The following is a 14074-nucleotide window of genomic DNA, read 5'->3' as shown; positions in this document are numbered from 1 at the left end:
AGGTGCAGGTGCAGGTGCAGGTGCAGGTGCAGGTGCAGGTGCAGGTGCAGGTGCAGGTGCAGGTGCAGGTGCAGGTGCAGGTGCAGGCAACAGCTTGCCAGATCGGACGCCGGGCGAGATTTCCGCCGCCGATGTGCAGGCCACCCTGTTGCAGTTGACGGTGCAAACGGTCGCACAAGCCATCACGCGATACGCCCCCCGAGCCCGCGAAGTGCTGGCCTGCGGCGGCGGGGCATCCAATCCGGTACTGATGGCGGCCCTGGCCGCCGCCCTGCCCTGCCCGCTGAACACCACGGCGGATTACGGCATCCCGGTGCACAGCGTAGAGGCCATGGCCTTCGCCTGGCTGGCGCAGGCCCATGTGCAGGGGCGAGCCGCCTGTCTGCCAGAAGTCACCGGAGCACGACATGCCAGCATTGCCGGGTGCCTGTACCCGGCATAGGGAACCGATGGCCTCGCCCATGAACACAGCGGCTTACCGCATGCTGTATTGGCCCCTCTATGTATTGGCCCCCTCTATTTCAGATGACAGCGCGGGCTTGAAGATATCCTCTGGAACCCGGGCATCCATCAGATTCAACGCCCAGGCTTTCAATTGCGTTGTCGGGTTTGGCCCAGATACCGGGGTCTTCGGCAATCCGCATGTCTTACTTAATCCTTGAACACGTCATCCAAGACTTGGGCGTCCAGGATGTTCAACGACCAGGCTTCCAGCTGGGCGCTGTTGGCCGAACGGATTTTTTCATGGACATCGTCGGCCTGTGCGCCAAAGCGGCGTTCGACCAAGCGCAGCAACAGATTGGCCTGGCCCTGCTCAATCCCCTGTTCGATACCCTGCTCAATCCCCATCTTCAGCCCTTGCTGGGTATACACCCGCTCGGCAATCGTCACGTAGCTCATCTCATGCTCCTGTGCCAGCTGCCGGGCAGCCTGCAAATAATCGGTTTCCAGATCGGCGGGCAGGCGCACCACCCACTCCACCAGGCGCACCAGTTGACCAATTCGATCCCGGTCATAGCCATAGCCGTACAAGCGGCGTACCAAGTCGAGCAACGACCGCAGCCGCGTGGCCTTGTCCGGGTGGCGGGACGCCTGGATTTGCGCCATCACAAACACCGCGAACGGGTTGTGCGGGGCCAGGGTGTCCAGTTCATCCAGCCGATCCGCCCATTGCTTCAATTCTACAACCGGAAAGACGAATTCGGTCTTTTGCGACAGGTACTTATCCCGGTGAACCAGCTGCGTGACCGGCACCTGCCCAGCGCCGGGCTGGTCGATCAGTATCCCCAGGCTGTAGATGGGCGGCGGAGCCACCAGACCCTGCCGGCGCATTTCACGGATCTGCAACAGCGTGTGGTACTGGAAGACGCGCCAGGAAAACGCCCGGAAAGCCTCCTCGGTGGCCAGCCGTCCCTGGACTTCCAGGTGCACCTGCAAATATACAGGGAGCCCGGACAATAGCCGCACCTTGACCAGCTTGTCCACCACCTGGCGGCCCTGAGCTGGAACCGCCGCATGTCGGATGGCTTGCAATTCCTTGTCCAGAAATTCAATCGGGGCGCACCAATCGACCAGCGCGTATAAGTCCGGGGCCAGCAGCTGGATGGCCTGCGGGAAGAACAATTCCAGCGCCTCTTTCCAGGGGCTGTCGTAGTCGTTGCGGGCCTGGGCGTCTGGCGCCGGCGAGTCGGAAGGTGCGGCGTGATCAATCGAAGCGGGGTCATGCTGCCGCAGCGATGATGGTGACAAAGGCAAAGACGATGGTGATGACGACGACGACGGCGACGGTGATGACGACGACGATGCCGATGGCGATGCCGATGGCAATGGCGAAGTCGATGACAGCGACGACGAAGACGAAGATGAACCTGGCGGCGGCTGGGTCGGGCGCGGACGGCGGGGAGACATGGCGGGCATCCAGAACAGGGTGCAGCCATTGTGGATGCCCGCCAAGCAAACCACTATCCCGGAAAGATCCTGACGGCTAAAAATGTCATGGATTGTCGTACTGGCATGACCGTATCGTATTGACGCAGTGAAGTCTGCACGATCCAGACGGCCAATGTATTAACCTGGGGGGATTGGCGCCGCCCAAGCACCCCGCCTCGATAGCAGCGGGTCTTCAATCCCCGAACACACCGCCCAGCGTTTGCGCATCCAGAAGGTTCAACGACCAGTCTTTCAGTGCCGCCGCCTGCGCATTGCGCATGCGATGAATGGTCGGGGCGGGGACTTGGCCGATGCGCAAGCGATGTGACGGCCCGTGCGGCAAAACAGATCAGGGCGCAAAGGACGAACCACACCCGCAAGTGGTGTTGGCATTGGGGTTGTGGATGACGAACTGCGCGCCTTCCAGGTCGTCCTGGTAGTCGATCTCGGCCCCGATCAGGTATTGGAAGCTCATGGCGTCCACCAGCAACTGGACGCCATCGCGTTCGATGGTGGTATCGTCTTCGGCAACTTCTTCGTCGAAAGTAAAGCCGTATTGGAACCCGGAGCACCCGCCGCCCTGCACGAACACGCGCAGTTTCAGCGCGGTGTTGTGTTCTTCGGCGATGAGTTCGCGAACCTTGGCCGCAGCGGCATCGGTAAACACCAATGGGCTGGGCGGGGCGCCAAAATCGACGTGTTCTAGGGTACTCATGGTTGGGGCTCCTGCACGGATGGGGCCGTGTGATTCAAGACAATATCCTGGTTGGCCCGCACGGCGTTGCCTTCCAGGATCTCCAGGCGAACCTGCTGGATGTGCAGGCCGGATGGCACTTGCAACACCCCGGTGCTGCGCTGGAATTGATCGAATTCCAGCATCAGCGGGCGTTCGGCGTCCGTCGGGGTGGCCGACGGCGGATTCAGCACTATTTTAACGGGTTTACCCTGATCCTGCCCTTGGGCCACAAACCGCATATGGCCTTTGAAGGCATCGGCCCCCAGCGCCGCGTTGCGCGTCAACAGCACCCGGTAGCGCAGCAGATCGCCATCCGGCTGGAGATCGAAAGCGCGAATCGCCACGGCACCGGCAGGGCCGGGGGGGATCAGCTGTTCGTAGAAGGCCAGCTGGTCGCGCACTTGGCCCAGTTGCCGCTGCAGATCGGCCACGGTGTCTTGCAAGGTGCGCTGGCTGGCAGCCTGGACATCCGTTTGGCTGCGGGCGTTGGCCAGATCGGCGCGCGCCTGGGCAAGATCGCTTTGCAAGGCTGCCAGTTGGAGATGCTGGTCGTGCAGCATTTGCTTGTCGCCCGCGTGCATGCCCAGATGCATGGCTGCGGCCCCGGCCAGAAACACCACGACCAGCACCAGCAGGCGGCGCAGTTGGCGCACCAGCCAATGGCTGAGACCGCTGGGTTTTTCCTGGGACATCCTGTTCTCCGAATAAGCAAAAACGGGCTGGGCAAGCGGGGCCGCGCGGCGGGGGACGAGGCCGGCCCCGTTTGTCAGGGCAAACTTGTCAGGGCAAGATGGCGACCTGCCGCAAGCCAGTGGTTTCGGGCAGGCCGAACATCAGGTTCATGTTCTGAACGGCCTGCCCGGCGGCGCCCTTGACCAGGTTGTCCTGCACCACCAGGACAACCAGGGTATCCCCCCCGGCGGGGCGGTGCACGGCGATGCGCAGCATATTGGAGGCCCGCACGGATCGCGTCTGCGGCAGGCTGCCCGCAGGCATGACGTCGACAAAGGGCTCGTCGGCGTAATACTGCTGATACAGGGCCTGGAAATCCGTTTCCAAGGCGGTGGGCGAAATGCGCAAATACAGCGTGGAGAACATGCCGCGAATCATGGGCACCAGATGCGGCACAAAGGTAATGCCCACCGGCGTGCCGGCCATGCGCGTCAGGCATTCGGCGATTTCGGGATGGTGGCGATGGCCGGCCACGCCATAAGCGGCGAAGTTGTCGCCGGCCTCGGCGTACAAAGACCCCACCTGGGCCTTGCGCCCGGCCCCGGACACCCCAGATTTGGAATCGGCAATAATGTGGCCGATATCGACCAGCGGCTGACCCGCCTGCCCGGCGGCCGAGTTTTCACCGTCGCGGCCACGCGATCCGCCAGCCTGCAACACCGGAGCCAGGCCCAGCAGCACAGTCGTGGGATAGCAGCCTGGATTACCCACGACACGCGCCTGGCGGATGCGGTCGCGGTCCAGTTCGGGCAGGCCGTAGACGGCGTCGCGCAACACGGCGGGGCAGCTGTGGGGCATTTTGTACCAATGCTCGAAGGCAGCCAGATCCTGCAGGCGAAAATCCGCAGCCAGGTCGATAATGCGCACATCGTGTTGCAGCAAATCAGGGGCCTGCTGCATGGCCACGCCGTGAGGCGTGGCGAAGAACACCACGTCGCATTGATCCAGGGCGGCGTCTTCGGGGGTCTGGAAACATAGATCGACCTGACCGCGCAGGTTGGGGTACATCTCGGCCACGGGCAGGCCGGATTCTTTACGCGAGGTGATGGCATGCAACTGCACATGGGGGTGCTGCGACAGCAGCCGCAGAAGTTCGACCCCGGTATAGCCGGTGCCGCCGACGATGCCTGCCTTGATGCGCGAAGTGGTGTTCATGGGATGCCCTGAAAAAACGGCCCAGGGTACAGCCCCGGGACACAATATGGGTAAAGCCGACCTTTTATTATGGCACGACAAAGGGCCTGAGATGGGGCCATCCACCGCACATGCCCAGACGCAAAAACCCCGGCATCGCGCCGGGGTTTTTGCGTCGCAGCAGGTGACCGAAGCCACCCGGATGCGGATCAGCGCTTGCTGAACTGCTTGCGGCGACGGGCCTTGTGGAAGCCGACCTTCTTGCGTTCGACTTCGCGGGCGTCGCGCGTGACCAGCCCGGCTTGTTTCAGCGGGGACTTGAGGGTCTCGTCGTATTCGATGAGGGCGCGCGTGATGCCGTGACGCACCGCACCGGCCTGGCCGGATTCGCCACCACCATGGACATTGATGTGGAAATCGAAGGATTCCAGGTGGTTGGTGAGCGCCAGCGGCTGGCGCACGATCATGCGGCCGGTTTCGCGGGCGAAGTATTCATCGACGGGACGGCCGTTGATGACGATCTTGCCCGTGCCTTTTTTAAGAAACACCCGCGCCACCGACGTTTTGCGGCGGCCAGTGCCGTAATTCCAATTACCGATCATGATGGCCTGTCCTTAGATATCCAGGGGTTGCGGCTGCTGCGCGGTATGCGGGTGCTCGGCACCGGCATAGACCTTGAGCTTTTTAGCCATGGCGTAGCCCAGCGGGCCCTTGGGCAGCATGCCCTTGACGGCTTTTTGCAGCGCCCGGCCCGGAAAACGCTGCTGCATTTTCTGGAAGTTGGTTTCGGTGATGCCGCCCGGATAGGTGGAGTGACGGTAGTAGCGCTTGTCGGTCGCTTTCGCGCCGGTCACGACGATGTCGGCGGCGTTGATAACGACAATGTAGTCGCCCGTATCGACGTGCGGGGTGAATTCGGGTTTGTGCTTGCCACGCAGGCGGCGTGCGACTTCGCTGGCCACACGGCCCAGGACTTTGCCCTTGGCGTCGATCACAAACCAGTCACGCTTGACTTCATGCGGCTTTGCCACAAAGGTCTTCATGATGGTGTTTCCTGAAAATTTGAATGGGATTGTTTTGTTCCGGGTATCCGGCAAAAACCGGACTGCACTGGCCTGGACTTTATATGCAGGCATCCGAAGCGCATGGAGAGCACCACGCGCCAGGGGCCAAGCCCGTACTGGTGCATTTTTAGAAGAAAACCCGCTGATTTTACACGAGTTTCAATGCCGCCGCCACTGCGGGGTCAGGGCGGCGGGATTTGACGCCGGCGGCATGAAAATGGCGCGGGCGCGGCCGTCGCGCCATGTGCCGGTACGCGATGGCGGGTCGCAGACGCTCGGCGGACGCCCCGAAGACAAACCGCACCGAGCGGTGCGGTTTGTCTTGCCAAGAGAAGAATCAGGATTTCTTCTGGCGGGCCAGGGCGGCGCCCAGGTAGTTGTCGTAGGAGCCTTCGGCCACGCGGAACCAAGGGACGATGTTGTCGCGGAAGCCCATATAGTTGTCGAAGATTTTCTTGAAGCCGGCGTTTTTGTCGCAGAACTCTTTGTAGACTTCGTTGGAAACTTTGAACGAAGCATCCATGACGTCGCGCGGGAAGCTTTTCAGCACGGCCCCGCCGGCGATCAGCCGGCGCAAGGCGTCGGGGTTGTTGTTGTCGTAGTATTCGACCAGATGCGTGGAAGCCGCGCGCGAGGCGACGTCGACGACGGCTTGAAAGGCCTTGGGCAGTTCGGCGTAGGCCTTGTCGTTGACATACAGCGACACCTGGGCCGAGCCTTCCCACCAGCCCGGGTAGTAATAGTATTTGGCGACCTTCTGGAAACCCAGTTTTTCGTCATCCAGGGGGCCGACGAACTCGACGGCGTCCAGAGCGCCTTTTTCGAGGGCGGGGTAAATATCGCCCGTGGAAATCTGCTGGGGCACCACGCCCATGCGCGACAGCACTTCCCCGGCAAACCCGGCCGTGCGCATTTTCAGGCCTTTCAAGTCTTCAACGCTGTTGATTTCCTTGCGATACCAGCCGCCCATCTGGGTGCCTGTGTTGCCAAAGGGGAAATTGATGATGCCGTAGGGCGCAAAGAGTTCGCGCATCAGCTTGAGGCCATCGCCTTCGTACATCCAGGCGTTCATTTGGCGCACATTCAGGCCAAAGGGGACGGCGGTGTCAAAACACAGCGACGGGTCTTTGCCGTAGTAATAATAAGAGGCGGTCTGGCCGCACTCGACCGTGCGGTTGCCCACGGCGTCCAGCACCCCGAAGCCGGGCACGAGTTCGCCGACGGGATACAGGCGGATATTGAAACGGCCATCGGTCAAATCGCTGACCATGCTGCAAAAAAGCTGCGCCGTGGTATACAGCGCCGGTGTAGTCGGAGAATAGGTAGAGGTCATCTTCCAGCTGATTTCGGGGCTGGACTGCGCCAGGGCGGGGGCGGCCACGGCGGCAGTACCGGCCACGGCGCCCAACCCGGCTTTTTTCAGGAATGCACGACGCTGCATGATGGGTGATCTCCTTGGTGGTTGAAATGTGTCGTTCGATAGTACACCGCGTCCTTGCGTTGTGTATCGACGGGCAGCCTTGAGGCCTCGGTTTTACTGGCCGGCCACAGCCATTTTTTCGATCAGGATGGAGCCGGTGGACTTGGCCCCCCGGTGATGGACGTCCGCCCCCACCGCGACAATCTGCCGGAACATGTCGGACAGATTGCCCGCAATGGTGATTTCGTGCACGGGATGACTGATCTGGCCGTCTTGCACCCAGTAGCCGAAGGCCCCGCGCGAATAATCGCCCGTGACGTAGTTGACCCCCTGGCCGATGAGTTCGGTGACCAGCAGGCCGGTGCCCATTTTCCGCAGCATGGCGGGCAGATCGTCGGCGGCACGGGTCAGCCGCGAACGCAGACTGAGGTTGTGCGATCCGCCCGCGTTGCCGGTGGTGTCCAGCCCCAGCTTACGCGCCGTGTAGGTGGACAGGAAGTAGCCGGTCAGCAGGCCCTGGCCGACCACGCGGCGGGCCAGGGGGCGCACGCCTTCGCCATCGAAGGGCGAGCTGCCCTGGGCGCCGGGAACATAGGGGTTTTCGATCACGTCCAGGTGATCGGCCAGAACCGGTTGGCCCAGGCTGTCCAGCAGAAAACTGGCTTTGCGGTACAGCGCCCCGCCGCTGGTGGCCTGCACCAGGGCGCCCAGCAGGCCGACGGCCAGGGGGGCCTCGAAAAGCACGGGGTAATGGCCGGTTTTGAGGGGGCGGGCGTTCAGCCGCGACAAGGCGCGCTGGGCGGCGTAGCGGCCCACCCGGGCCGGGTCGGCCAGGGCCTGGGCCTTGCGCGCGGACGTATACCAGTAGTCGCGCTGCATGCCGTCGCCCTGGCCCGCGATGGGGGCCACCGACAAGCTGTGGCGCGAATAGGGATACCCCCCCAGAAAGCCCCGGGTGTTGCCCAGCACGAAATGGCCTTCCATGGTGTCCAGCGACGCGCCTTCGGTGTTGGTGATCTGTTCGCTGGTATCCAGGGCGGCGCGCTCGGCGCGCACCGCCAGGCGGGTGGCCTCGGGCACATCAATGGCCCAGGGATGGTGCAAATCCAGATCGGGATAATGCAGGGCCAGCTGGCTGGGGTCGGGCAGACCGGCGGCGGGGTCTTCGGCGGTATACCGGGCGATGTGCCAGGCGGCCTCCACTGTCTTGCGGATGGCGTCCGTGGAAAAATCCGAGGTCGAGGCCGAACCCCGGCGCTGCCCGGCAAACACGGTGATGGCCAGGCCGCGGTCGCGGGTCTGCTCGATGGTTTCCAGGCGACGGTGCCGCACGGCCACCGACAAGCCCCGGCTTTCGGAGATTTCGGCGGCGGCATCGGAAGCCCCCACTTGGCGGGCATATTGCAGGGCGTTCGTCACCAGGTCGCAAAACTGCGCCTGCTGTGCGGGGATATCGAGGAAATCGTCGGTGGCTTGTGTCATGCGCGTCCGTCCAGAGTCAAGACGGTTATCATAGTCAATTACCGACTATTTTATGCCCTAAGCCATGGATGACCACAGCCAGGACGAGGATTTCGACGCCGAACGCGGCCCCAGCAAATCCCAGGTCAAGCGCGATATGCACGCCCTGCTGGATCTGGGCCGCCAACTGATCGCCCTGCCTGGCGCCAAGCTGGCCCAACTGCCGCTGGACGAAAAACTGCGCGACGCCATTGCCCTGGCCCAGCGCATCACCAGCCACGAAGGCCGCCGCCGGCAAACCCATTACGTGGGCAAGCTGCTGCGCCAGGCCGATGCCGATCCCATCCGCCAGCAGTTGGCCGAATGGGCCAACGGATCACGCGAACAGGCGCGCAGCATGCACCGCCTGGAAGCCCTGCGCGACCGCCTGCTGGCCGAGGACGACGCCCTGACACAGCTGCTGGACGATTTCCCCGCGCTGGATATCCAGGCCCTGCGCAGCCAGATTCGCGCGGCGCGCAAAGAAGCACGCGACAACCAGGCCCGCCAGCCCGCGCAAGCGCCCGCCCGCAAGCACTACCGCGCCCTGTTCCAAACCCTGAAACAACTGGACTTCGAGGACGATACCCCGGATGGACACGCCACTGGAAACCATTGAACGCACCACAGGCCCCGCCCCCACCCACAGCGTCATCTGGCTGCATGGCCTGGGGGCCGATGGCCACGATTTCGAACCCATCGTGCCCGAGCTGGCCGACCCCGACCTGCCGGACATCCGCTTTGTCTTCCCGCATGCGCCCGTGCGCCCGGTCAGCCTGAACCAGGGCATGCCCATGCGCGCCTGGTACGACCTGTACGGCCTGGATCGCGACGCGCGCGAGGACGTGGACGGCATCCGCGCCACGCGGCGCGACATCACGGCACTGATCACCCGCGAGGCCGAACGCGGCATTCCCCGTGAGCGTATCGTGCTGGCCGGGTTCTCGCAGGGCTGCGCCATGGCGCTGTACACCGGCCTGCGGCTGGATCAGCCGCTGGCGGGGATCATCGCCCTGTCGGGCTACCTGCCCCTGCGCAACACCCTGGCCGCCGAACGCCACCCGGCCAATGCGCAGACGCCGGTGTTCATGGCGCACGGCACACAAGACATGGTGGTGCCGCTGGCCTACGCCGAAACCAGCCGCGACACGCTGCAGGGCCTGGGCCAGCCGCTGCAGTGGCAGACGTATCCAATGCCGCACGGGCTGCACCCGCAGGAACTGGACGATATCCGGGCGTTTCTGGCACAGGTGATGACGCCGTCGGTTGACGGGGGCTGACGCGGGCGAGGCATGACCGCGGCGCCCAAAATACGCACCAGCAGCCGCGCCATCGCGGTCGCGCCGGGCCGAAAATCCATAGCTTGCAAGCTGCTCCGATTCGATAGGCACAGGACAGTCCTGTGTCCGATCAGGACTGGTCTTAAGCCGGGGCATCCCTCCACGTCGCGGCTTGCAAGCCGCTCCAATGAATCAGGCACAAAATAGTCCTCAGGACTATTTTGTGTCCAGATTCATCCATACCCTTCTCATGCCCGGGTCTTCCGCGTCGGGGTCGTTGGTCATGCCCAGGGAGGTCATCAGGCCCAGCATGGCGCGGTTGGAAGACAGGACGATGCCCTCGATGTAGGTCAGGCCCTGGCGGCGGGCGACCTGCAGCAGGCTGGTCATCAGCCGGGCGCCCAGGCCGCGGCGCTGCCAGTCGTCGGCGATGACCAGGGCGTATTCGGCCCCCTGGCCATCCGCATTGCGCAAGTAATGGGCGAAGCCCACGATGCGCTCTCGCAGCAGGCCGCGATTTTCGGGATTGGGCACCTGCATGGTGGCCACCAGGGCCACCTCGCGGTCGTAGTCGATGCGGGTGTAGCGGGCCAGCATGCGCGGGGTGAGTTCGCGCAGCATGGACACGAAGCGCATGTAGCGCGATTCATCCGACAGGCCCCGGATGAACTCTTGCAGCAAAGTGGCGTCTTCGGGCCGGATGGGGCGCAGCAGCCATTCCTGGCCGCTGTCCAGCACCATGGGGCGCACCAGATGGCGCGGGTACGGGTGGATGGCCATATGCCGATAGGCCTGGTTCTCGGGGCGTTCGCCATCGTAATCGGGATCCAACGTGACCTGGACGTCTTCGGCGTACAGGCCGGTATCGTCCCACCACAAGGGGTCGATCGACAACGTGCGCACCCCCGGCAACTGGCTGATGACTTCGGAAATGCGCTCCAGCGCCTCGCGCAGTTGTTCGAAGACGGCGGGGCTCAAGTCGCGTTCGAGCACGCGGGCCCAGAATTTCCCGCGCTGGATCAGCTGGCGCGCCAAGTAGTTGTTAAGCGGCGGCAGTTCGATTTCGCGGTGGGCCGTGGCCAGCCGGGCGGGCCGCCCGCCCGGGCCAAACTGGATATACGGCCCGAAGCGGGCATCCTGGCGCACGTGGATCGCCATGGGCAGATTTTTCCGCGCCGCCTCGGGGACGCCATGATCTTCGACCAGGATGGGCACATGAAAACAATCCAGCAGCCAGCGGCAAGCGGCGCGATCCAGCGACAAACGCCCCGACATGACCGCATCGCCCAGCAGGGTGCGGGCCTCGTCCAGCCGGGGCGGGCGGTTGAGCATCTCGGGCGGCAACGCCTGCTGGGCCAGGGTCTGGTTGTAATGATAGGCCGCCAGAATCCCGAACGCGTTGGCGGCTGATTCCGGCGTGCGAAACGCGGGCAGCCCCACGCGATCCAGGTGGTGGCGCAGCGAACGCATGGAGGCATCGCCGATCAAGCACGAAATGATCGGCTTGCTGGCGGACTCGGAGAACTGGGCCAGGGCTTCTGTGGCGGCCCCCATGTCGGACAGCGCATCGGGAGCGATCAGCACCAGCACGCCATCGACATTGCTGTCCGCCGCCAACAAGCCCAAGGCCCGCTGCAGGCCATGGGCTTCCAGCGGCGCGTGGCTGACCACGGGATTATCCACCACGGCGCCGGGTTCCAGCAGCGCGACCAGGTCGCGCCGGGTCTGGGTGGACAGGTCGGCCCGGCTGACCGGCCCGCCGGGCGGAATGGCGTCCAGGGCCAAATGCGCCGCGCCATACCCATTGGCGAACAGCGCAATGCGCCGCCCCCGCTGATGCTTGGTATGCACCAAGACTTTCAGGGCGGAAAACAGCTGGACGAAAAAACGAATCCGCACCGCCCCCGTGCGCCGCAGCAAGGCATCAAAGACCGCATCGGCCGCCGCGCTGTCATGCGGCCCCTGGCGGCCGGCCTTCAGCACGATGACTGGTTTGACGCTGGCCGCGGCCATGAGGGCGCTGGTGAAGCGCCGCGAGGAATCCGCCGCTTCGAGATACAGAACGATGCTGTCGGTGCGCGGATCCATCGACAAGTATTCCAGAACCTCGGCCACGGTGACGCCCGCGGTATCGCCTGTGGACACCACGGCGGAAAACCCCAGCTGGATGTCGCCCGCCCAGTCCAGCACCGCCGCCGCCACCATGCGGGACTGGGCCACCAGGGCCACCCGCCCCGCCGGCGCGGCATGGTCGGCCAAACCCAGGTTGAGCCCCAGATGGGGGCGCTGCACCCCCAGGGCGCCTGGCCCCAGAACCAGGCAATCGTTCATCCGGCCCCAGGCCTGGCAGTAGGCGCGGGTTTCCTGGGGGTCGGCGGCGGGCGTTTCGTGCGGCAGCAGCACCAGGGCGCGGGGCCGGTGGGCCCGCAAGGCCCCCAGGGCGGCCGGCAGGCGGGCGGGATCCAGGCACAGCACGGCCATGTCCAGGCGCTGGCCGGGCTGCAGGAAATCCAGCGTTTCCGGCAAGACCCAACGGCCATCGTCCGCCAGCGGGATGTCGGCGATGCGGCCACGCAGCAGTGTCGGCGGCGTCTGCACCACCGGCAGACGGCGGGCACTGAGCACCAGGAGAGAGCGCGGTTCGAACAGGGCGGCGAGGCGGTGACGCAACATGATGAAGAATCCTTGGGTGAGAAGCGGGTCGCGCGACGGCGAAACCCCGAAGCTCGGCGCGCTGTTTCGGCAACGGCGGCAGGATCGAAATACCGTCGGCGCGGGCGTCCCTTAAAATACAGGGTTTCCACCCTGATTTTACAGGGGACGGCCCCGCCGCCCCTGCCACATTACCACGACCATGACTGCTGCCAAACGCCCCGTGCGCACCCGTTTCGCCCCCTCGCCCACCGGCTACCTGCACCTGGGCGGTGCCCGCACGGCCCTGTTCTCCTGGGCTTTCGCCCGCCACTACGGCGGCACCTTCGTGCTGCGCATCGAAGACACCGACCTGGAGCGCTCCACCCCCCAGGCGGTGCAAGCCATCCTGGACGGCATGCAGTGGCTGGATCTGCTGCCCGACGAAGGCCCGTTCTATCAGATGCAGCGCATGGAACGCTACCGCCAGGTAATCGCCGGCATGCTGGCCCAGGGCACGGCGTACCATTGCTACAGCACCCCCGCCGAGGTCGAGGCCATGCGCGAGCGCGCCCGCGCCATCGGGGCCAAGCCCCGTTACGACGGCACCTGGCGCCCCGAACCCGGCAAGACCCTGCCTCCCATCCCGGCGGACGTGGCGCCCGTGGTGCGGTTTCGCTGCCCCCAGGATGGCGTCACCAGCTGGGACGACTTGGTCAAAGGCCCCATCAGCTTCGACAACAGCGAACTGGACGACCTGGTGATCGCCCGCCCGGACGGCACCCCCACCTATAATTTCTGCGTGGTGGTGGACGACTGGGACATGCAGATCAGCCATGTGATCCGGGGAGATGACCACGTCAACAACACCCCGCGCCAGATCAACATCCTGCGCGCACTGGGGGCCGAACTGCCGCAATATGGCCATGTCCCCATGATCCTGGGGCCCGACGGCGAAAAACTGTCCAAGCGCCACGGCGCGGTCAGCGTGATCGAATACGACCGCCTGGGCTATCTGCCCGAAGCCATGGTCAACTACCTGGCCCGCCTGGGCTGGAGCCACGGCAACGACGAACGCTTTACCCGCCAGCAATTCGTCGAATGGTTCGACCCCCGGCACCTGAGCCGCTCGGCCGCGCAATGGGATCCGAAAAAACTGAACTGGGTGAACGCCCACGCCCTGCGCGAGCTGGATCTGGCCGATCTGGCCCGCCGCGTGGCCCCGCGCATCCAGCAGCGCGGGGGGCAGCCCGACGCCACCGATCTGCCCGCGGTGCTGGCCCTGCTGCGCGACCGCAGTGAAACCCTGGAAGACCTGGCCGAAGGCTGCCTGCTGTTTTGCGGCCCCTACACGCCCGCCGACGACGCCCTGCGCGCCGAGACCCTGGACACCGCCGCCCTGGCCCTGCTGCGGGATTTTTCGATCCAGGCCCATGGGCTGGCCACCTGGGACGAGGCCGCGCTGGACGCGCTGATCAAGGCCCTGCTGAAGGCCCACGGGGTGAAAATGCCCAAGCTGGCCATCCCCCTGCGGGTGGCCGTCACGGGGCGCAAGCACACCCCATCCATTGCCGCCGTGCTGGCGCTGCTGGGCCGCGACACGGTGCTGCAGCGCCTGGATGCCACCCTGGCGGCCTGATCGCCGGCC

Annotated in this window: 14 protein-coding genes; 4 read left to right on the top strand and 10 right to left on the bottom strand. The window is 64.6% G+C overall.

Annotated elements, in window-relative coordinates; all coding sequences use genetic code 11:
• The first annotated feature begins 94 nt into the window (after positions 1-94).
• Positions 95-442 (top strand): anhydro-N-acetylmuramic acid kinase, encoded by a 348-nt coding sequence (locus tag ACMHYJ_RS10540; protein WP_414246129.1) that lies wholly within the window; start codon positions 95-97, stop codon positions 440-442.
• Between the two features lie 209 nt (positions 443-651).
• Here the strand turns inward: ACMHYJ_RS10540 and ACMHYJ_RS10535 are convergent, their stop codons facing one another.
• The 9 genes from ACMHYJ_RS10535 to pmbA all read right to left on the bottom strand — a co-directional run bounded on the left by ACMHYJ_RS10535 (position 652) and on the right by pmbA (position 8497).
• Entirely contained in the window at positions 652-1749 is a 1098-nt protein-coding gene (locus ACMHYJ_RS10535; RefSeq protein ID WP_414246128.1) for an Rpn family recombination-promoting nuclease/putative transposase, read from the bottom strand.
• Positions 1721-1957 (bottom strand): hypothetical protein, encoded by a 237-nt coding sequence (locus ACMHYJ_RS10530; protein WP_414246127.1) that lies wholly within the window; start codon positions 1955-1957, stop codon positions 1721-1723. Before ACMHYJ_RS10530 ends, ACMHYJ_RS10535 begins: the two co-directional genes overlap by 29 nt.
• 321 nt (positions 1958-2278) lie before the next feature.
• Positions 2279-2644, bottom strand: a complete 366-nt coding sequence (erpA, locus tag ACMHYJ_RS10525) for an iron-sulfur cluster insertion protein ErpA (protein ID WP_414246126.1) — start codon at positions 2642-2644, stop codon at positions 2279-2281.
• Positions 2641-3357 carry a DUF6776 family protein gene (locus ACMHYJ_RS10520; protein WP_414246125.1) on the bottom strand — a complete coding sequence of 239 codons (717 nt, stop codon included), beginning with the start codon at positions 3355-3357 and terminating at the stop codon, positions 2641-2643. Before ACMHYJ_RS10520 ends, erpA begins: the two co-directional genes overlap by 4 nt.
• An 88-nt stretch (positions 3358-3445) precedes the next feature.
• The gene (argC, locus tag ACMHYJ_RS10515) at positions 3446-4552 is read right to left on the bottom strand and encodes an N-acetyl-gamma-glutamyl-phosphate reductase (protein ID WP_414246124.1); all 1107 of its coding nucleotides are present in this window, start codon (positions 4550-4552) and stop codon (positions 3446-3448) included.
• 188 nt (positions 4553-4740) lie between these two features.
• Positions 4741-5133, bottom strand: a complete 393-nt coding sequence (rpsI, locus tag ACMHYJ_RS10510) for a 30S ribosomal protein S9 (protein ID WP_414246123.1) — start codon at positions 5131-5133, stop codon at positions 4741-4743.
• A 12-nt stretch (positions 5134-5145) separates the two neighbouring features.
• Positions 5146-5574, bottom strand: coding sequence for a 50S ribosomal protein L13 (gene rplM, locus ACMHYJ_RS10505; protein WP_414246122.1), 429 nt, complete (start codon positions 5572-5574; stop codon positions 5146-5148).
• A 358-nt stretch (positions 5575-5932) separates the two neighbouring features.
• Positions 5933-7036, bottom strand: coding sequence for a TRAP transporter substrate-binding protein (locus ACMHYJ_RS10500; protein WP_414246121.1), 1104 nt, complete (start codon positions 7034-7036; stop codon positions 5933-5935).
• A gap of 93 nt (positions 7037-7129) precedes the next feature.
• Positions 7130-8497: a metalloprotease PmbA gene (gene pmbA, locus ACMHYJ_RS10495; RefSeq protein WP_414246120.1), complete on the bottom strand. Its 1368-nt coding sequence runs from the start codon at positions 8495-8497 to the stop codon at positions 7130-7132.
• 64 nt (positions 8498-8561) lie between these two features.
• On the opposite strand from pmbA, the gene yjgA reads away from it, so the two are divergent.
• Positions 8562-9134, top strand: coding sequence for a ribosome biogenesis factor YjgA (gene yjgA / locus ACMHYJ_RS10490; RefSeq protein WP_414246119.1), 573 nt, complete (start codon positions 8562-8564; stop codon positions 9132-9134).
• The gene (locus ACMHYJ_RS10485; RefSeq protein ID WP_414246118.1) at positions 9109-9795 is read left to right on the top strand and encodes an alpha/beta hydrolase; all 687 of its coding nucleotides are present in this window, start codon (positions 9109-9111) and stop codon (positions 9793-9795) included. Before yjgA ends, ACMHYJ_RS10485 begins: the two co-directional genes overlap by 26 nt.
• A gap of 216 nt (positions 9796-10011) precedes the next feature.
• Here the strand turns inward: ACMHYJ_RS10485 and ACMHYJ_RS10480 are convergent, their stop codons facing one another.
• Positions 10012-12468 (bottom strand): GNAT family N-acetyltransferase, encoded by a 2457-nt coding sequence (locus tag ACMHYJ_RS10480; RefSeq protein WP_414246117.1) that lies wholly within the window; start codon positions 12466-12468, stop codon positions 10012-10014.
• A gap of 181 nt (positions 12469-12649) precedes the next feature.
• Here ACMHYJ_RS10480 and gltX point away from each other — a divergent pair, with 181 nt between their 5' ends.
• Positions 12650-14065, top strand: coding sequence for a glutamate--tRNA ligase (gene gltX / locus ACMHYJ_RS10475; protein ID WP_414246116.1), 1416 nt, complete (start codon positions 12650-12652; stop codon positions 14063-14065).
• The last annotated feature ends 9 nt before the right edge of the window (positions 14066-14074 follow it).

It is taken from the genome of Castellaniella hirudinis, assembly GCF_047468865.1.
Classification (GTDB): domain Bacteria; phylum Pseudomonadota; class Gammaproteobacteria; order Burkholderiales; family Burkholderiaceae_B; genus Castellaniella; species Castellaniella hirudinis_A.
Note: the sequence above shows the minus strand (reverse complement) of the source record. Positions and strands in the feature narration are given on the sequence as shown.